At 70.6% G+C, this 18472-nt stretch carries 15 protein-coding genes and 2 pseudogenes; 4 read left to right on the top strand and 13 right to left on the bottom strand.

Annotated elements, in window-relative coordinates; translation table 11 throughout:
• Positions 1-11: 11 nt before the first annotated feature.
• The 4 genes and pseudogenes from AC3CH1_RS20585 to nsdA all read right to left on the bottom strand — a co-directional run bounded on the left by AC3CH1_RS20585 (position 12) and on the right by nsdA (position 4645).
• Positions 12-350: a P-II family nitrogen regulator gene (locus tag AC3CH1_RS20585; protein ID WP_007452846.1), complete on the bottom strand. Its 339-nt coding sequence runs from the start codon at positions 348-350 to the stop codon at positions 12-14.
• Positions 347-1702: an ammonium transporter gene (locus AC3CH1_RS20580; protein WP_488464247.1), complete on the bottom strand. Its 1356-nt coding sequence runs from the start codon at positions 1700-1702 to the stop codon at positions 347-349. The genes AC3CH1_RS20585 and AC3CH1_RS20580 overlap by 4 nt, the downstream gene beginning before the upstream one ends.
• A 387-nt stretch (positions 1703-2089) precedes the next feature.
• Positions 2090-2940 (bottom strand): annotated as a pseudogene (locus AC3CH1_RS20575) (IS5 family transposase).
• 229 nt (positions 2941-3169) lie between these two features.
• The gene (gene nsdA, locus AC3CH1_RS20570; RefSeq protein WP_488464246.1) at positions 3170-4645 is read right to left on the bottom strand and encodes a transcriptional repressor NsdA; all 1476 of its coding nucleotides are present in this window, start codon (positions 4643-4645) and stop codon (positions 3170-3172) included.
• A 457-nt stretch (positions 4646-5102) separates the two neighbouring features.
• Between nsdA and AC3CH1_RS20565 the strand changes: the two genes are divergently transcribed.
• Positions 5103-5750, top strand: coding sequence for a bifunctional DNA primase/polymerase (locus AC3CH1_RS20565; protein WP_488464245.1), 648 nt, complete (start codon positions 5103-5105; stop codon positions 5748-5750).
• 89 nt (positions 5751-5839) lie between these two features.
• On the opposite strand, the gene ftsY is transcribed toward AC3CH1_RS20565, so the two are convergent.
• On the bottom strand, positions 5840-7051 hold the full coding sequence (gene ftsY / locus AC3CH1_RS20560) for a signal recognition particle-docking protein FtsY (RefSeq protein WP_488464244.1): 1212 nt from the start codon (positions 7049-7051) through the stop codon (positions 5840-5842).
• A gap of 171 nt (positions 7052-7222) precedes the next feature.
• Here ftsY and AC3CH1_RS20555 point away from each other — a divergent pair.
• Positions 7223-7504, top strand: a pseudogene (locus AC3CH1_RS20555) (LLM class flavin-dependent oxidoreductase); the annotation flags it as partial.
• A gap of 39 nt (positions 7505-7543) precedes the next feature.
• On the opposite strand, the gene AC3CH1_RS20550 reads toward AC3CH1_RS20555, so the two are convergent.
• From AC3CH1_RS20550 to AC3CH1_RS20535, 4 genes are all read right to left on the bottom strand, one after another.
• A complete protein-coding gene (locus tag AC3CH1_RS20550; protein WP_488464243.1) occupies positions 7544-8962 on the bottom strand; it encodes a sugar porter family MFS transporter in 1419 nt (472 codons plus the stop codon).
• Positions 8963-9178: 216 nt separating this feature from the next.
• The gene (locus AC3CH1_RS20545) at positions 9179-12901 is read right to left on the bottom strand and encodes an AAA family ATPase (protein ID WP_488464242.1); all 3723 of its coding nucleotides are present in this window, start codon (positions 12899-12901) and stop codon (positions 9179-9181) included.
• Positions 12902-13224: 323 nt separating this feature from the next.
• Positions 13225-13437, bottom strand: coding sequence for a hypothetical protein (locus tag AC3CH1_RS20540; RefSeq protein ID WP_003965973.1), 213 nt, complete (start codon positions 13435-13437; stop codon positions 13225-13227).
• A gap of 438 nt (positions 13438-13875) precedes the next feature.
• Positions 13876-14157, bottom strand: coding sequence for an acylphosphatase (locus AC3CH1_RS20535; RefSeq protein WP_488464241.1), 282 nt, complete (start codon positions 14155-14157; stop codon positions 13876-13878).
• Between the two features lie 235 nt (positions 14158-14392).
• Between AC3CH1_RS20535 and AC3CH1_RS20530 the strand changes: the two genes are divergently transcribed.
• Both AC3CH1_RS20530 and AC3CH1_RS20525 read left to right on the top strand, forming a co-directional pair.
• Entirely contained in the window at positions 14393-15334 is a 942-nt protein-coding gene (locus AC3CH1_RS20530) for a CAP domain-containing protein (RefSeq protein WP_488464240.1), read from the top strand.
• 74 nt (positions 15335-15408) lie between these two features.
• On the top strand, positions 15409-15795 hold the full coding sequence (locus AC3CH1_RS20525; RefSeq protein WP_488464239.1) for a winged helix-turn-helix transcriptional regulator: 387 nt from the start codon (positions 15409-15411) through the stop codon (positions 15793-15795).
• Here the strand turns inward: AC3CH1_RS20525 and mutM are convergent.
• The 4 genes from mutM to AC3CH1_RS20505 all read right to left on the bottom strand — a co-directional run bounded on the left by mutM (position 15768) and on the right by AC3CH1_RS20505 (position 18436).
• A complete protein-coding gene (gene mutM, locus AC3CH1_RS20520) occupies positions 15768-16628 on the bottom strand; it encodes a bifunctional DNA-formamidopyrimidine glycosylase/DNA-(apurinic or apyrimidinic site) lyase (RefSeq protein WP_488464238.1) in 861 nt (286 codons plus the stop codon). The genes AC3CH1_RS20525 and mutM overlap by 28 nt on opposite strands.
• A gap of 116 nt (positions 16629-16744) precedes the next feature.
• Entirely contained in the window at positions 16745-17569 is an 825-nt protein-coding gene (gene rnc / locus AC3CH1_RS20515; RefSeq protein ID WP_488464237.1) for a ribonuclease III, read from the bottom strand.
• Between the two features lie 19 nt (positions 17570-17588).
• A complete protein-coding gene (rpmF, locus tag AC3CH1_RS20510; protein WP_003965982.1) occupies positions 17589-17762 on the bottom strand; it encodes a 50S ribosomal protein L32 in 174 nt (57 codons plus the stop codon).
• Between the two features lie 2 nt (positions 17763-17764).
• Positions 17765-18436 (bottom strand): YceD family protein, encoded by a 672-nt coding sequence (locus AC3CH1_RS20505; RefSeq protein ID WP_050358610.1) that lies wholly within the window; start codon positions 18434-18436, stop codon positions 17765-17767.
• Between the last annotated feature and the right edge of the window lie 36 nt (positions 18437-18472).

Raw genomic sequence — 18472 nt, 5'->3', positions numbered from 1 at the left:
CGGGCCGTAGGTCAGAGGGCGTCCGGGCCGCGCTCGCCGGTCCGTACGCGGACGGCGGTCTCGACCGGGACGCTCCAGACCTTCCCGTCACCGATCTTGCCGGTGCGGGCGGCCTTGACGACGACCTCGATGAGCTGTTCGGAGTCCTCGTCCTCGACGAGGACCTCGATGCGGATCTTGGGGACCAGGTCGACGGTGTACTCGGCGCCCCGGTAGACCTCGGTGTGGCCGCGCTGCCGCCCGTAACCGCTGGCTTCCGTGACGGTGAGCCCCTGGACGCCGAAGGCCTGGAGGGCCTCCTTGATCTCGTCCAGCCGGTGGGGCTTCACGACCGCGGTGATGAGCTTCATGCGTCCACCTTCTTTGCCTTCGGTGCTGCCGTCGGGTCCGTCGCGGGGGCGGTGGTGGTACGGGAGACCGTGCCGCCGCCGGCGCCGCTGAAGTCGTACGCCGTCTCGGCGTGCTCGACCTGGTCGATGCCGGAGACCTCGTCGTCCTCGGAGACCCGCATCCCGATCGTCCGGTCGAGCAGAAGGGCGATGAGGGCGGAGACGACCAGAGAGTACGCGAGGACGGCGACGACGCCGACGACCTGCTTGCCGAGCTGTTCGAGGCCGCCGCCGTAGAAGAGGCCCTTGGCGTCGGACTGGACGCCGCCTGTGGCGAAGAAGCCGACCAGGATGGAGCCGATGATGCCGCCTACGAGGTGGACGCCGACGACGTCCAGGGAGTCGTCGTAGCCGAACCGGTACTTCAGGCCGACCGCCATGGCGCACAGGACACCGGCGATGACGCCGATGACGATCGCGCCGAGCGGGCTGACGGAGCCGCCCGCCGGCGTGATGGCGACGAGTCCGGCGACCGCGCCGGAGGCGGCGCCCAGGGTGGTGCAGGAGCCGTGGCGCAGCTTCTCGTAGACGAGCCAGCCGAGGACGGCCGCGGCGGTGGCGACCTGGGTGTTCAGGAACATGACCGCGCCGACGCCGTCGTCGTTGCCGAGCCAGGATCCGGCGTTGAAGCCGAACCAGCCGAACCACAGGAGGGCCGCGCCGAGCATGACGAGCGGCAGGCTGTGCGGCCGCATCGGGTCCTTCTTGAAGCCGACGCGCTTGCCGATGACGAGGATGACGCCGAGGGCGGCGGCACCGGCGTTGATGTGGACGGCCGTCCCGCCGGCGAAGTCGATGACGCCCATCTCGAAGAGCCAGCCGCCGGCGCCCCAGACCCAGTGGGCGACGGGGAAGTAGACGACGGTGACCCACAGGACGATGAACACCGCCCAGGCCGTGAACTTCACCCGGTCGGCGAGGGCGCCGCTGATCAGGGCGGGGGTGAGGACGGCGAACATCAGCTGGAAGACGGCGAAGACGTAGACCGGGATGGTGTAGCCGTCCCAGAGTTCGGTGACGCCGATGCCGCTGAGGCCGACGTAGTCGGAGCTCCAGCCGATGACCGAGCCGACGTCGGTGCCGAAGGCGAGGCTGAATCCGTAGAGCACCCACAGGATCGTGACGATCCCGAGGCTGATGAAGCTCATCATCAGCATGTTGAGGGTGCTCTTGACGCGGACCATGCCTCCGTAGAAGAAGGCCAGGCCGGGGGTCATGAGCATCACCAGGGCCGAGCAGATGAGCATGAACCCGGTGTTGGCGGCAGACAGCTCGGGGGCGTCTGCGGCAAGCGTCGTGATGCCTGGGGGCATCGGCGTCTCCTCGTCGTCGGTGCGGCCGCGGCGTGCGGGGGAATGCTGCGGGACCACTGGGAAGGTGCGGGCCGGCTGATGGGTCGGGTGCGGGCCGGTTATGAGCCACGAGGTTGGCCGAGCGCCGTTTCCGGGGATGCCGCACGATGTTTCGCGAGCGTGACGAAGAGGGATCGCGTGTTACGGCCGAATGAATCCGGGGTGGCGCGTCCGGCGCCCTGCCTACCTGGCGGCGGACGCCGCATACGGTGCGGTTGAAACGCCCGGGGGCCGAAGAAGCAGGAAACCGGCCACGGCGGCCCTCCGGACGACCAGGCGATGGGGGAGCCGAGTCGGGCTGTACGGGAGGGGCGCCGCGGCCGGGGCCTAGGGTCTGTCTTCAAAGGGTCATATCCACATCAGGAGTGACGCGATGGTGAGTGCCGCTTCGTAGGATTCTCGGGTTTTGTCGTAGCGGGTGGCGATGGCCCGGTACTGCTTCAACGCGTTGAAGCAGCGCTCGACGACGTTGCGCTGCTTGTAGCGCTCCTTGTCGAAAGCGGGCGGCCTGCCGCCGTTGCTGCCACGACGGCGGCGGTTCGCCTGCTGGTCCGAGCGTTCCGGGATCGTGTGCGGGATACGGCGTTTTCGCAGGTAGTTGCGTATGCGTCGGCTGCTGTATCCCTTGTCGCCCAGGAGATGGTCGGGCCGGTTGCGTGGTCGGCCCGGGCCCGGACGGCGAACCCTGATCTGCGCGAGGATCTGCTCGAACTGCGTGCAGTCGTTGATGTTGCCGCCTGTGACGACGAAGCCGAGCGGACGGCCGCGGCCGTCGCAGGCGAGGTGAATCTTGGTCGTCAGTCCGCCACGGGATCGTCCGAGGGCGTGAGTGCGTGCCGCTTCTGCAGGGCTTGCCCCTTTTTACGGGCGTCGGCCGCGTGCTGATGAGCGCGGGTGATCGTGGAGTCCACCGACACCAGCCAGTCAACATCCCCAGCCGCTTCCTTTTGAGCCTGAACGGCTTCAAGCATCCGCGTGAACGTGCCATCGAGCGCCCACCTGCGGAAACGTGTGTACAACGTCCGCCAGGACCCGTATCTCTCCGGCGCATCACGCCAGGCCGAACCGGTCCGAAGCTTCCACGCGATCCCGTTCAGAACCACCCGATCGTCCCGCCGGGGCCGCCCCGTGCCCGTTCGCGGAAGCAGCCCCGACAGGACGTCCCACTCTTCGTCTGAGAGCTCATGTCGCCGCACCATGCGTAACATGATGCCCCATCAACAAGCTTTGAAGACAGGCCCTAGGCCCTGTCGTCGAACTCCCGTCGTCGCCCGGAGGGCGGCCCTGGGGGGTCAGGTGCGTGCTCTCGGCGTGCCGGGCGTACGTCCTCGTACTGGGCGTACTCGGGCGTGGGCCCGGTGCGGCGAGAGTGCGTGCATGGCGCCGCGGGGCAGACGGAAGTTCGACGACAGGGCCTAAGGGTGCCGGTCAGACCGCTTCGGCGGTCTCCGGCAGCTGTTCGTGGAGCAGCTCGGTGAGCCGGGCGACGTCGGCGACGTCGCCGAAGTCCCTGGCAGCGGTGTCGACGGTCTTGCGCAGGCGGGTGTTCACCCGCTCGGAGCGGACCTTCTTGGCGATCTTCAGGGCCCGGGCGGCGAGCACCGTGGACTGCTCGGGCTCCCGCTGGAGGAGATGGACGGTGGCCATGCCGATGAGGTTGAGCGCGTACGAGCGCTGGTGCTCGTCGTCCTCGCCGAACAGCTCGACGGCCTTGTCCATGACGGGCTGGGCGAGCGAGGCGTACGTGGGGCTGCGGCCGGCGACATAGGCCAGGTCACGGTAGGAGTGGGCGTTCTCCCCGTTCAGCTCCGCCTCGGAGAAGAAGCGGATCCAGTCGGGCTCCGGCTCGCCGTCGAGACCCGCGTCCAGGAAGGTGTCCTCGGCCATCCGGACGGCACGCTTGCACTTGCTGGGCTGGCCCATGTTGGCGTAGGCGCGGGCCTCCATCGCATACAGCATCGCCTGCGTACGGGAGGTGGCGCAGTCGCGGCTGCCGTACTGCGCGAGGTGGATCAGTTCCAGGGCGTCGTCGGGGCGGCCCAGGTGGATCATCTGGCGGCTCATGCTGGACAGGATGTAGCTGCCGAGCGGCTTGTCCCCGGCTTCCTTGGCGGCGTGCAGGGCGAGCACGAAGTACTTCTGGGCGGTGGGCTGGAGGCCGACGTCGTAGCTCATCCAGCCCGCCAGCTCGGCCAGTTCGGCGGCGCAGCGGAAGAGGCGCTGGGCGGTGGGACCCGGCTGGGGCTCCTGGAGCAGGTCGGTGACCTCGTGCAGCTGCCCGACGACGGCCTTGCGGCGCAGGCCGCCGCCGCACTGGGCGTCCCACTGCCGGAACATCGCGGTGGTGGACTCCAGCAGGTCCAGCTCGGGCCGGGAGAGCCGGGAGGGGCGGTGGGCGGCGGACGGCGGCTCCGGTTCGCCGGGGCTCTGGGCGGGGACGGGCACCAGCCAGCGCTGCATCGGCTCGATGAGGGCGGGCCCCGCGGCCAGCGCCAGCGAGCTGCCGAGGAAGCCGCGCCGGGCCAGCATCAGGTCGCTGCGGGAGAACTCGCTGAGCAGGGCGACGGTCTGGGGGCCGGCCCAGGGCAGGTCGACTCCGGCCACCGAGGGTGACTGGTGGGCGGTGCGCAGCCCGAGCTGTTCGATGGCGACGACGGCGCCGAAACGCTCAGAGAACAGCTCGGAGAGGATGCGCGGGATCGGCTCGCGCGGCTGCTCCCCGTCGAGCCAGCGCCGCACCCGGGAGGTGTCGGTGCTGATGTGGAGGGCGCCCATCTGCCGCGCCCGCCGGTTCACCTGACGTGCCAGCTCGCCCTTGGACCAGCCACTGCGCACGAACCACGACCCCAACTGTCCGTTGGGGCGCTTCCCGGCATCCGTGTCGCCTGCGCCGCTGCCACTCACTGGAACGCCCCCATCCCGCCGAAACCTCATCGCGCGAACCAATATCAGAATGCCGTGCGTCGGTGCTGTCCGTACGGGAGTTGAAACCCCCAGCGACGTCATCGGTATCACCGACATCACCGAACAGAAAATCGGATTGCCCGCGGCATACCCGTGGGTGCACATACTCCCAGGGTTCGTGTACCGACGGTAATCCTACGATCACCCCTCCCGCGAGGGGGATTGAAGAAACGCCACCATTCGCCACCCCTTCGAATGAACCCGACTGCCGCTGGGCGCGCTTGACTTGAGCAACCAGGACCGAGGGCGAGCGGATGGAAGCACTCAGGGGCGCGCACTCCGTGGCGCACTCCCTTTCGCACCACCGCGCACGCCACTCGATCGAGTTTCAGCGACGGAGGGTTACCCGGGCAACGCGGGTCGTAACCACCGGCGAGCCGGACCCGTTGGAGGGTGCATGGGCTTCACGATCGGCGGCATCCGGGAGATGCGTTCCGGTGCGCGGCGACGCCACCGCGGCACCGAGGGCACGTCCGTGGCCGAGTACACGGGGCTGTGGGGCTGGGCGGTGACGCCCGGGGCACGGGCCGAGGCCGGCGCCTGCTCGTGCGGCGAGCCGGCCTGCCCGGCCCCGGGGGCCCACCCGCTGGACTTCGCCCGGGAGGTCCCGGCGGGCACCGGACTGGACCACGCGTCGGACGCCTGGGCCGAGACGCCGGGAGCGGCGATGCTGCTGCCCGTGGGCCGTGCGTTCGACGTCCTGGAGGTCTCGGAGCAGGCAGGGCGGCACGCTCTGGTGCGGATGGAGCGGATGGGGCTGCCGTCGGGGCCCGTCGCCGTCACGCCGACCGGGCGGGCGCAGTTCCTCGTCGCCCCCGGGGCCGCCGCCGAGCTGCCCGAGCTGCTCTACCGGATGGGCTGGGACGACGCGGGCCTCGATCTGCGCGCCCTCGGCCCCGGGGCCCACATCACCGCCCCGCCGTCCGACCTCGGCGGTCTCGGCCCGGTCCGCTGGCTGCGGCCCCCGCTGCTGGACACGGCGGCGGCTCCCCCGCAGGCGCGGCTGCTGCTGGGGACCCTGGCGTACGTCTGCCACCGCTCGTAGCGCTCGCGGCGAGGACGGGAGAACGGCGGACGGGCGGCGGGCTCCTCACAGGAGCCGCCGCCCGTCCGCCGTACCGGAGGTGCGGTGGGTCAGTCGCCGATCAGGGCGTCCACGAAGGCGCCCGGCTCGAACGGGGCCAGGTCGTCCGCCCCCTCGCCGAGGCCGATCAGCTTCACCGGTACGCCCAGCTCGCGCTGGACCGCGATGACGATGCCGCCCTTGGCGGTGCCGTCGAGCTTGGTGAGGACGATGCCGGTGATGTCCACGACCTCCGCGAACACCCGGGCCTGGACGAGGCCGTTCTGTCCGGTGGTGGCGTCCAGGACGAGCAGGATCTCGTCCAGCGGGCCGTGCTTCTCCACGACGCGCTTGACCTTGCCCAGCTCGTCCATGAGGCCGGTCTTGGTGTGCAGCCGGCCCGCGGTGTCGATGAGGACGACGTCCGCGCCCTCGGCGATGCCTTCCTTGACCGCGTCGTAGGCGATCGACGCGGGGTCGCCGCCCTCGGGCCCGCGGACCGTGCGGGCGCCGACCCGCTCGCCCCAGGTCTGGAGCTGGTCGGCGGCGGCGGCGCGGAAGGTGTCGGCCGCGCCGAGCACCACGCTGCGGCCGTCGGCGACGAGCACCCGGGCCAGCTTGCCGGTGGTGGTGGTCTTGCCGGTGCCGTTGACGCCGACGACCATGACGACGCCGGGGGTCTCGGCGCCGCCCTCGGTCCTGACCTCGCGGTCGAAGTCCGGGCCGAGCAGCGCGATCAGCTCTTCTCGGAGCAGGGTGCGCAGGTCCTCGGGGGTGCGGGTGCCGAGCACCCGGACGCGCTCGCGGAGCCGCTCGACGAGTTCCTGGGTGGGGGCGACGCCGACGTCGGCGGTGAGGAGGGTGTCCTCGATCTCCTCCCAGGTGTCCTCGTCGAGGTTGTCGCGGGAGAGCAGGGTGAGGAGCCCCTTGCCCAGCGAGTTCTGCGAGCGGGCGAGCCGGGCCCGCAAACGGACGAGCCGGCCGGCGGTGGGCTCGGGGACCTCCAGCGCGGGCGGCGCGGGGGCCTCGGCCAGCGGGGCCTCCTCCGCGGGCGCGGTGGCGTCCGGGAGGCCGACTTCGTCGATGGTGCGCCGCGCTTCGTCGCGCGGCGTCTCGGCCTCCTCGCCGACCTGCGGTTCGGCGGGAGGAGTGATGGTCGGCGCGCTCGGCGGCGGGGGCGGCAGCTTCTTCTTCTTGCGGCTGCCGACCACGAGCCCGCCGACCAGGCCGACAGCGACCAGGGCGATGACTACAGCGAGGATGACGATTTCGACGAGTTCCATAACCCGTCCAGTATCGGCCACGGCCGTGCCGCGGGCGCGGCCCCTGCTGGCCCCCGGCGATCCATCGCGGCCAAATGCACCTTTTGGCGGTAATTCGAACGGCGCCCCCTACACTTCTGACGCTGAGCCAGCTACGGTGCCGCCGCCCGCCAGATGTCCGCCTGCCCGCACGCACGCTGGGCGGAGTACGGCGAGCACCTGCCGCACGAGGCGCGGACGTACACCTCATGGCAGTCCGAGGACATCCGCTCGGCCGTCCGGGCGGCGACGACGGTGGCGGTGCTGCGGGCGGAGGGGGTGTACCGGATCGTCACGTCGGACGAGCCGAAGGCCCTGGAGGCGGAGAGCCTGGTGCTGCACCCGCTGTGCGGCGGGATGCCGGTGGAGGAGGGATGGCGCGGTCTGCGGCTGTTCTGCGAGGCCCCGGAAAAGCCGGCTGCCCCGGCTCGGTGAGCCGGGGCAGCGCGGTTCGAGGAGAGGGGCAGCGGGGATTCAGCCCATCTCTTCCAACGCCTTGCCCTTGGTCTCCTTCACGAACTTCAGCACGAAGGGGATCGAGAGCACGGCGAAGCAGGCGTAGATGATGTACGTCCCCGAGAGATTCCACTCCGAGAGGCTCGGGAAGCTGGCGGTGATCGCCCAGTTGGCCATCCACTGCGCGAACACGGCGACGCCGAGGGCGGCCGCTCGCAGGCGGTTCGGGAACATCTCGCCCAGGAAGACCCAGACGACGACACCCCACGACAGGGCGAAGAAGAGCACGAAGACGTGGGCGGCGATCAGGGCCACGACGCCCTGCGTTTCGGGGAGTTTGCCGTCGACCAGGTCCGCGGAGAACGCCCATGCCTCGACCGCGAGCGCGACGGCCATGCCGACCGACCCGACGAGGGCGAGCGGCCTGCGGCCCACCCGGTCGACCAGCACCATCGCGATCACCGTGCCGATGATGTTGATGATCGACGTGGTGAACGAGTAGAAGAACGAGTCGGTCGGGTCGATGCCGACGGACTGCCACAGCGTCGCCGAGTAGTAGAACGCGACGTTGATGCCGACGAGCTGCTGGAACATCGACAGGCCGATGCCGACCCAGACGATGGGCAGGAAGAAGAAGCGGTTGCCGAGCAGGTCCTTGAAGGAGGACTTGTGCTCGCGGTGCATGGCGGTCTCGATCTCGGCCACCCGGGCGTCCAGGTCGATGTTCTTGCCCTCGACCTCTTCGAGGATCTTGCGGGCTTCGGCCTTCTTGCCGACCGAGATGAGGAAGCGCGGGGACTCGGGGATGGCGAAGGAGAGCAGCCCGTACAGGATGGCCGGGACGACCATCACGCCGAGCATCCACTGCCAGGCCTCCAGGCCGAGGATCTCGCCGCGCTGGTCGCCGTCGGCGATCTGGAGGACGGCGTAGTTCACCAGCTGGGAGATGGCGATGCCGATGACGATCGCGGCCTGCTGGAAGGAGCCGAGCCGACCGCGGTAGGCGGGCGGGGAGACCTCGGCGATGTAGGCCGGGCCGATCACGGAGGCCATGCCGATGGCGAAGCCGCCGATGATGCGCCACATCGCCAGGTCCCAGAGGGCGAACGGCAGGGCGGAGCCGATCGCGCTGGCGGTGAAGAGCACCGAGGCGATCTGCATGCAGCGGATGCGGCCGATCCGGTCCGCGATCCGGCCGGCGGTGGCGGCGCCGATCGCACAGCCGATCAGCGCGATGGCGATGACCTGGGCGAGCGTGCCGGAGCCGATGTCGTACCGGTCGCGGATCGCCTCGACGGCCCCGTTGATGACGGAGCTGTCGTAGCCGAAGAGGAAGCCTCCCATCGCCGCGGCGGCGGTGATGAAGATGACATGGCCGAGGTGGTCCGGATGGGCCGCCCGGGCCCCGGACTCGGGTCCGTTCGCAGTGCTGGTCACGTGAACTCCTGATGCCTGGCCGCAAGTCAGACGTGGGGGGTGAGCCTTCCCAGTGGGGCACAACATTCGGCCCGCCACCACTTGAAGGCGTAATCAACTTTGCAGAGGTTATGTCTTCAAGAAGCGAAGTCAAACAGCGGGTCGATCCGATCTCGATCCGCGTGTACCCAGGAGTGCGCAAAAGGTGCGTTGGACTTCTGATGATTCGGCAAAAAGTCAGCGCAGCCGTTGGCTGATGACCTTCGAGACCCCGTCGCCCTGCATGGACACGCCGTACAGCGCGTCGGCGACCTCCATCGTCCGCTTCTGGTGGGTGATCACGATCAGCTGGGAGCTCTCCCGGAGCTCCGCCATGATCCGGATCAGCCGCTGCAGGTTGGTGTCGTCGAGCGCGGCCTCGACCTCGTCCATCACATAGAACGGGCTGGGCCGGGCCTTGAAGATCGCGACCAGCAACGCCACCGCCGTCAGGGACCGCTCGCCGCCCGACAGCAGGGAGAGCCGCTTCACCTTCTTGCCCGGCGGACGCGCCTCGACGTCCACCCCGGTGGCGAGCATGTTGCCCGGGTCGGTCAGGACGAGTCGCCCCTCGCCGCCGGGGAAGAGCCGCGAGAAGACCCCCTCGAACTCACGGGCGGTGTCCCGGTAGGCCTCCGTGAAGACCTGCTCGACCCGCTCGTCGACCTCCTTGATCACCTGGAGCAGATCGGCCCGCGTCTTCTTCAGGTCTTCAAGCTGCTCGGAGAGGAACTTGTGCCGTTCCTCCAGCGCCGAGAACTCCTCCAAGGCAAGCGGATTCACCTTCCCGAGTTGCTGGTACGCCCGTTCGGCCGACCGTAGCCGCTTCTCCTGCTCGGCCCGCAGATACGCCTTCGGCCGGTTACGGGGATGCTCCGGGTCCTCCGGCAGCTCCTCGCCCTCGGCGGCGGGCGACGGGGGCACGAGCTGGTCCGGCCCGTACTCGGAGACCAGCCCCGCGGGCTCCACACCCAGCTCCTCCAGGGCCTTCGCCTCCAGCTGTTCGATCCGCAGCCGCTTCTCAGCGCCCAGCACCTCACCCCGGTGGACCGAGTCGGTGAGCTTGTCCAGCTCGCCCTTCAGCCCCCGGCCCCTATCGCGCTCGACGGCCAGCTCACGCTCCCGCTCGCCCTTCGCCGCCTCGGCCGCCGTCCGCTCCTGCTCGGCCCGTACGAGGGAGACCTCGACGTGCGCCAACAGCTGACGGGCGCCCGAGGCCACTGCGGAGGCCACCTCGGCCTCGTACCGCAGCCGGGCCCGGCGCTGTTCGGCACGGGCGCGCGCCTCCCGTTCGACGCGGGCGGCCCGGTCCAGCGCGTCGGCGCGGCCGGCCAGCGCCTTGACCCGCTCCTCGTGGGTACGGGCCTGGAGCCGGGCCTCCATCTCGGTCTGGCGGGCGTTGGCCCCGTCGGCGGCGAGCCGGTCCCGCCGGGACGTGTCGGGCTCCTCCTCGGCCGGGGCCTCCTCGGCGACCAGCAGCCGTTCGGCCAGCTCCTCGGCCTCCTCCGTCGCCCGCTCCAGGGCCTCCTGGGCGCGGGCGGCGGACGCGGTCATGCGCTCGGCCTCGCCGGCCGCGCCCCGCGCCTGCCCGGCGAGCCGCCCGAGCTGCTGGGCGAAGCCGGACTTCTCCCGTTCGGCCGCCCGGCGGCGCTCCCCCAGCTCCTCGACGAGCGCGGTCCACTCCGTGCGCCGCTCCCCCGCCAGCCGCTGGGCCTCGGCGAGCTCCTCGCACCGCACGGCCAGGTCCGCCAGCTCGGCGGCGGCCTCGTCGACGGCGGCCTGCACCTCCAGGAGGCTGGGCGCCCCGGCCGACCCGCCGTGGGCGAAGTGGGCGGAGAGCACGTCGCCCTCAGCGGTCACCGCGGTGACCCCGGGGTGCGCGGCCACCAGTTCCTCGGCCTCCTCCAGCGTCCCGACGACCACCATGTCCCGTACGAGGCCGCGTACGGCTTCGAGCAGCGCGGCGGGCCCGCGCACCAGGTCGGCGACAGCGGGAGCGGCCAGGACGGTGGTCGTCCCGGCACGGCCCGCCGGGTGTGCCGCGGCGTCCGCGCCGCTCCGCGCCGCCGACCCGGGTTCGGTGCCCCCCTGCGCGGGCAGCACGGCGGGGGCGGGCTCCTCCGCGGCCTCCCGCACGGGTGCCTGCTCCGGTACGTGACGGGGCGCGGCGGGGCTGTCCGCGAGGTCCGCGTTTTCCATGCTTTCCGCGCCCAGCAGCATCGCCGCGCGCCCCGCGTCCCGTTCGCGCAGCAGCCGGATCGCCGCGGCGGCCGTGGCCGGGTCCGTGACGGCCACGGCGTCCGCCGCCGTGCCGAGGGCGGCGGCGACCGCGATCTCGTGACCGGGCTCGACGGTCAGCAGTTCGGCGGCCGGGCCGAGGAGTCCGGCCAGCTGGTCCCGGGCCCCGAGCAACGCGCCCGTACCGTCCTTGCGGCGCAGCCCCAGGGCCAGCGCCTCGTGCCGGGCGGCGACCGCCGCCCGCCTGCGCTCGGCGGCGGTCGCCTCGTCGCGCGCCGCGCTGTGGGCGGACCGGGCCTCGGCGAGGGCCTGCCGGGCCTCCTCGTGGCGGACGGTCAGCTCCGCGTCGGCGCCCTCCACCCCCTCGACCTCGACCTTGAGCTGCTCGTACTCCTCCTGGGCGCTCGCCGCGCGCTCCCGCGCCTCGTCGCGTGAGGCGGCCAGCCGGTCGATCTCGGCCTGTGCCGAACCGGCCCGGCCGCGGGCCGCGTTGACCTGGCCGTTGAGCCGGGCGAGCCCTTCGCGCCGGTCCGCGATGGCGCGGGCCGCGTCCTTGAGCCGACGCTCCTCGGCGGCCAGCTCGCGTTCCAGGTCGGCGCGGTGGGCGACGGTGTCCTCCAGCGCGTGTTCGGCCGCCTCCAGGGCCGCCGTCAGCTCCGCCTCCTGCTCACGGATCCGGGCGGCCTCGCGCTCCAGGTCCTCGGGGTCCCGGCCCCGGCGCTCCTCCGGGGGCGCCTCGGAGGCGCTGCGGACCCGGGCGTCGGCCAGCGAGATCGTGCCGCGGACCCGCTCGGCCAGCTGCGACAGCTCGTACCAGGTCTGCTGGGCGCGCTGGAGCCGGGGCGCGAGCCGGCGCACCTCGCCCTCCAGCTCGGCCTCGCGGGCGAGCGCCGTCCTCAGCTCGGCCTCGGCCGCGTCCTTGCGCTTCTTCAGCTCCGCCTCGTCGGCGATCTCGTCGCGCAGCGCGTCCCGCAGGGTCACCAGGTCGTCCGCGAGGAGCCTGAGCCGGGCGTCGCGCAGGTCGGCCTGGATGACGGCGGCCCGACGGGCGACGGCGGCCTGCCGACCGAGCGGCTTGAGCTGGCGGCGCAGTTCGTCGGTGAGGTCCTGGACCCGGGCGAGGTTGGCGCCCATCGCGTCCAGCTTCCGCAGGGCCTTCTCTTTCCGCTTGCGGTGCTTGAGGACGCCCGCGGCCTCCTCGATGAAGGCCCGGCGGCCCATCGGGTCGGCGTGCAGCACGGAGTCCAACTGGCCCTGCCCGACGATGACGTGCATCTCGCGGCCGATGCCGGAGTCGGAGAGGAGTTCCTGGATGTCGAGCAGTCGGCAGGTGTCGCCATTGATCTGGTATTCGCTGCCGCCATTGCGGAACATGATCCGAGTGATCGTCACCTCGGCGTACTCGATGGGCAATGCGGCGTCGGAATTGTCGATGGTCAGCGACACTTCGGCGCGGCCGAGCGGGGGCCGCCCGGTCGTCCCGGCGAAGATCACGTCTTCCATCTTGCCGCCGCGCAGGGATTTGGCGCCCTGTTCCCCCATGACCCAGGAGAGAGCGTCCACCACATTGGATTTGCCGGATCCATTGGGGCCGACGACGCAGGTGATCCCCGGTTCGAACCGCAGGGTGGTGGCGGACGCGAACGATTTGAAACCACGCAGGGTCAGGGCCTTGAGGTGCACGCCGCCGGACTCTACCTTTCGCTCTCGGTTTCGCTGATGAAGGTGCAGGGCACATCAGACGGTAAGCGAAGGCCGGTACGTCCGGGGCGGGGGGCGGGCAAAGAAAAAGGGACGCCGAGGCGTCCCTGTGAATCTTGCTGGTGTCTGCGTCGATCCAGCTGCCGGTCCTGCGCGGTGCATCGCAGAACGACCGGACAACGACGTCCCCGGCGCTGCGGGGACCCCGGTGTTCGGGGACGGCGATCCGTGACGCGAGACGAATCAGAGAGGTTCCGAGGCTACTGAGCGTGCCCGGCCCGACCGGCCCGAGGGGGCCAGGGTGGTCAGGTCAGCGCAGGCTCGCCCTGGGGTACGTCGATGTCGATGCTGTCGAGCAGCGACTCTTGGTGCTGGGCGGCGGCGTTGAGCGCGTCGTTCTCGTCCTGGATCCGGTTGAGCTCGGATTCCAGGTCCTGGACGCGCTGCTGAAGCCGTCGCATCTCGGCGAGGAGTCGCGGGTCGGAACCGCCGACGTAACCGAGAAGCGCCTTTGCCATGATGGATGGTCCTCCACAATGAGTGACCGACCGATGCGGTGTGGGTCGTCTGGGGATCGCACCCGCGGTGCTCGGCAGGGCTCTGTCACCACTGCGGTTCTGCTGCTAATCAGCTCTACCGAACAGCTAAGGTGCGCGGGGTTTTCAGCGTCTCACCAAAAAGTTTGACGGTCAACACGATCACACCCTGTGCACCCGGGCGTCCCGGGGGCGCGCCGCCGGACGATCATGCGGCGCGGCTCTCCTGCGGGACCCCGAGGGGTACGCGGATCTTCGTCAATGCCGCAGCCTCGCACGACATCCCGTATCTGGCAACCATCGGCCGCGGTCGGCTCCCGTCGCAGGTCATTTCGGGTGCGGAGCCGGAGCGGGCGTTCCTGTGACCGTTCGGTACGCGGCGTTCACCGAGCGGATCGGACGGTCCGGCGCGGGGCTCGATCAGCGGATGGCGAATCCGTTGTATCCGCCGCGCGGGGTGTCCCAGATCTCAGTGACTCCATCCACGCGCCCGGGTGTGTCGTCGGACCGCAGCCAGTCCAGCAGACGGTGGCAATTCTCACGCGGCCCTTCGGCCACGATCTGCACCCTGCCATCGTCGAGATTGAGGGCGAACCCGATGAGACCGCCGATCTCCAAAGCATTTGCCCTGGTGAACCAGCGGAAGCCCACTTGCTGTACTCGGCCGCGTACCCAGACGACGAGGCGCGCTTCTTCGTTCATGCCCGAACGCTAACCGGCCAATAGCTCGTGAAGCACGCCGCCCCCTTTCGGCCATGGGCTACAGTCCCGTCGGAACAGCCTCACTCGATCGGGTGAGCATCGGGTGGGTGTCAGGTGTCGACCGAAAAGTCGATCAAGCGGCGACATATTCACCCCCCGCGTGCCACCGAATTCGATCAACGGGGCAGTCGAGCGACGTCGCCAGGGCGTCCGGAGTACCAGAAAGGCACAGCGCATGGGACGCCACCGACGATCCGCCGCAGGCCCCGCCGCTGAAGAACCCGCGGCCGGGGGCGCTTCGCGACGCCGGGGCACGCGCCGCAAGAAGTCCGCCGTGCCGATCCGCACCGGACTCCTCGGCGTCTCGGCGGCCGTGGCCGTCGGCGCGGTCGCCGTCGCCTCGGGTCTGATTCCCGGCGGCGACACCTACACCTCCGGCAACACCACCGCCGCCGACCAGGTGCGCACCGGCGGCGCTCCGGACCTGCTGACACAGGGCGGCAGCTCCACCGCGCCGGCCGACCGGTCCGCCTCTCCGACCGGCCGGGGCTCCGAGCGCCCCGAAGCGCCGAGCGAGGCTCCGTCGAAGACACCGTCCAAGACGCCCTCGAAGACGCCGTCGAAGTCGGCCCCCGCCACGTCGAAGAAGCCGGCGGCCACCCCGTCCGAGAAGTCGAAGGCGCCCACCTCGGCCCCGAAGGCCCCGGAGAAGGGCAGCGCCCCGGCGAGCAAGGCCCCGGCCTCGCCGAAGACCTCCTCCGCCCCGCCGCCCAGCAAGAAGCCGAGCCCCTCCCCCACCGACGCCTCCGCACGCAGCGAGGTGCTGGCGCTGGTGAACGAGGAGCGCGCCAAGGTCGGCTGCTCCCCGCTGAGCACCAGTGCCCCGCTGACCTCGCTCGCCCAGAGCTTCAGCGAGGACATGGCGGCCCGCGGCTTCTTCGACCACACGGACCCGGACGGCGACACTCCCTGGGACCGGGCCGCGCAGGCCGGCGTGCAGGGGCTCGGCGCGGAGAACATCGCCCGGGGCCAGGCCGACGCGCAGGCCGTGATGGAGGGCTGGATGAACAGCGAAGGCCACCGGGCGAACATTCTCAACTGCGACTACAAGACCATCGGCATCGGCGTCCACGAGGGCTCCGGCGGCCCCTGGTGGGTCCAGAACTTCGGCTTCTGACCCACCTCCACGGTCCGCTTGCTCACGCACAGCGCTCCCTCGGGGTGAGCACTGTGCGGGAGTAAGCTTCTGTCATGGCCAGCGATACGGACCGCCTCGCGTTCGACGTCTTCTCCCGGGGGTGCCCCTCGCGCTCCACGCTGGAGCACGCCACCGGGCGCTGGGGCAGCCTGACACTCGGTGCCCTGCACGAGGGAAGCCTCCGGTTCAACGAGTTGCGCCGCCGGGTCGACGGGGTCAGCGAGAAGATGCTCTCCCAGACCCTCCACGCGCTGGAGCGGGACGGGCTCGTCCGCCGGGAGGCCCAGCCGGTCAACCCGCCCCGGGTGGACTACGAGCTCACCCCGTTCGGCCGCGAGGTCACGGAGAAGCTCCTCGGGCTGATCCGGTTCGTCGAGGGGCGGATGGACGACGTGCTGGCCGCCCGTACGCGTTACGACGAGGCGCGCGGCGGTCGCTGACAGCGCGGGCAGTAGTAGCTGGAGCGGTTCATCCAGGCGCGGCGGCGCATCGGGGTGCCGCACCGGTGGCAGGGCTCGCCCTCCCGGCCGTACGCGTCGAGCGACCGGTCGAAGTAGCCGGACTCGCCGTTCACGTTGACGTACAGGCTGTCGAAGCTGGTGCCGCCCTGGGCGAGTGCCGCGTTCATGACGTCGCGCGCGTGACCGAGCAGCTCGGCGGACCTGGGGCGGGTCAGGGTCGCGGTCGGCCGGTCGTAGTGCAGCCTGGCGCGCCAGAGCGCCTCGTCCGCGTAGATGTTGCCGACCCCGCTGATCAGCGACTGGTCGAGCAGGGCGCGCTTGACCGTCGTACGGCGCAGCCGCAGCGCGGTGTGGAACGCGGCGTCGTCGAAGAGCGGGTCGAGGGGGTCCCGGGCGATGTGCGCGATGGTGTCCGGCAGGCCGTCGGCGGTGTTGTCGTGCAGCGAGAGCCCACCGAAGGTGCGCTGGTCGACGAAGCGCAGCTCGGTGCCGAGCGCGTCGTCGAACCGCATCCGGATCCGCAGGTGCTTCTCGTCGGGCGCGTCCGCCGGCCGCACCAGCAGCTGCCCGCTCATGCCGAGGTGTCCCAGCAGCGAGGCGGAGGCCTCGTCGATCGGCACCCAGAGGTACTTGCCGCGGCGCATCGCCGCCCCGAAGCGGGCTCCGCGCAGCCGGGCGGCGAAGTCGGGGCCGCCCGCGAGGTGCCGGCGGACCGCGCGCGGGTGCAGGACCTCGACCTCGCCGACGGTGCGGCCGCTGACCCAGCGTTCGAGGCCCCGGCGGACGACTTCGACCTCGGGCAGCTCAGGCACGATGCACTACTCCAGACACGACGACGGTGGTACGGGAGCGGGTCTTCCGGAGAGACCGCTCCCGGGACAGGGAAAACCCCCCGGTGCGCATGGCACCGAGGGGTTCCCGTTTCGCTTCAGGCCGGAGCGGCGTCCGTGTGCGGCGACGGATCGGCAGGGGTGTCGGCGACCCCTCCGTCGGCCGCGGACTTCTCCGCGGCCAGCCGTGCCTCCGCGGCGGCGCTGATCTCACGCCAGGCGGACTCGGCCGCCTGCTGCTCCGCTTCCTTCTTGCTACGGCCGGTGCCGGTGCCGTACGAGACACCACCGACGCGAGCGGCAGCAGTGAAGGTCTTCTCGTGATCCGGACCGGTCTCCGTGACGAGGTACTCGGGGACTCCGAGGCTCTCGCTCGCGGTGAGCTCCTGGAGGCTGGTCTTCCAGTCCAGGCCGGCACCGAGGTTCGAGGACCTGTCGATCAGCGGGTCGAAGAGCCGGTGGACCAGCTCCGAGGCCGCGCTGAGGCCCTGGTCGAGATAGACCGCGCCGATCACTGCTTCCAGTGTGTCGGCGAGGATGGAAGCCTTGTCCCGGCCCCCCGTGCCCTCTTCACCACGGCCGAGCCGGATGAAGGAGCCGAGTTCGAGGCCGCGGCCCACTTCCGCAAGTGCACGCGAGTTGACCACCGCGGCCCGCAACTTGGCCAGCTGGCCTTCGGGCAGGTCGGGGTGGGTGCGGTACAGCGTGTCCGTGACCACCAGGCCGAGCACCGAATCCCCGAGGAATTCGAGCCGCTCGTTGGTGGGCAGACCGCCGTTCTCGTATGCGTACGAACGGTGGGTCAGCGCACGCACCAGAAGGGCGGACTCGAGGTGATACCCGAGCCGCCCTTCCAGAAGCGTGTGGGACGAGGCTGTGTTGACGTTGTCTGCCTGCTTCTTGGCGCTGGACAACTCAGACATCGGGCCTCTCACCAGCCGCTCAGACCTCGAGGACCTGGCGCTTGTTATAGGTGCCGCAGCTCGGGCACGCAATGTGCTGGAGCTTGGGCTCCTGGCAACGCTCGCACGAAACCAGGGTGGGGACCGCAGCCTTCCACTGCGACCGGCGGTGGCGCGTGTTGCTGCGCGACATCTTCCGCTTCGGAACAGCCACGGCTACTTCTCCTGCTTCTCGTCGACGCCAGGTTCGGCGCCGCCCATGTTGTCCTTCTCGCCGTCCTGAACGGTCTCGGCGAGTCCTTGCAGTGCCGCCCAACGAATGTCGAGGGCGTCGTGGTGGTGGTCCGGATTCTCGTCCAGCCTGATTCCGCATTCGGAACACAGACCGGCGCAGGTCTCCTTGCACACCGGCTGCATGGGCAGTGCGAGCACTACCGCGTCACGCAGCATTGACTCGAGGTCGAACAAGCCGTCCTCGAGGAAGAACCTGTCCTCGTCGTCCTCGGCGTCGTCGGCCGGCTCCGCCGCACTGCTGCGGCCCCGGTCATCGGCGTCAGGGTACGAGAACATCTCCTGGAAATCCGCGTCGACCTCTACGGTCAGCGGCTCCAGACACCTTACGCACTCCCCCTCGGCGGTTGCACGGGCGGTGCCTGTGACAAGCACCCCTTCCATGACCGATTCGAGGCGGAGGTCCAGCTCCACGGGTGCGCCTTCCGGCACGCCGATGACGCCGTCGATGCCCAGGACCGGTGAACCGGGTGCGTCCACCGTGCGGGTCAGCCGCTTCAGGGCACCGGGACGCCGACCCAGCTCGTGCGTATCGAACACGAGAGGATTGCGGTGGTCGAGGTGGCCGTTCAGGGCTTTTCCTGCTTTCGAAATCATGGGTGTCGTACTGCGAAGGAAGGGCCGTCTACGGTC

This window comes from Streptomyces sp. MGP-P1, assembly GCF_057766565.1.
This window is presented reverse-complemented; position numbering and strand designations above follow the sequence as displayed.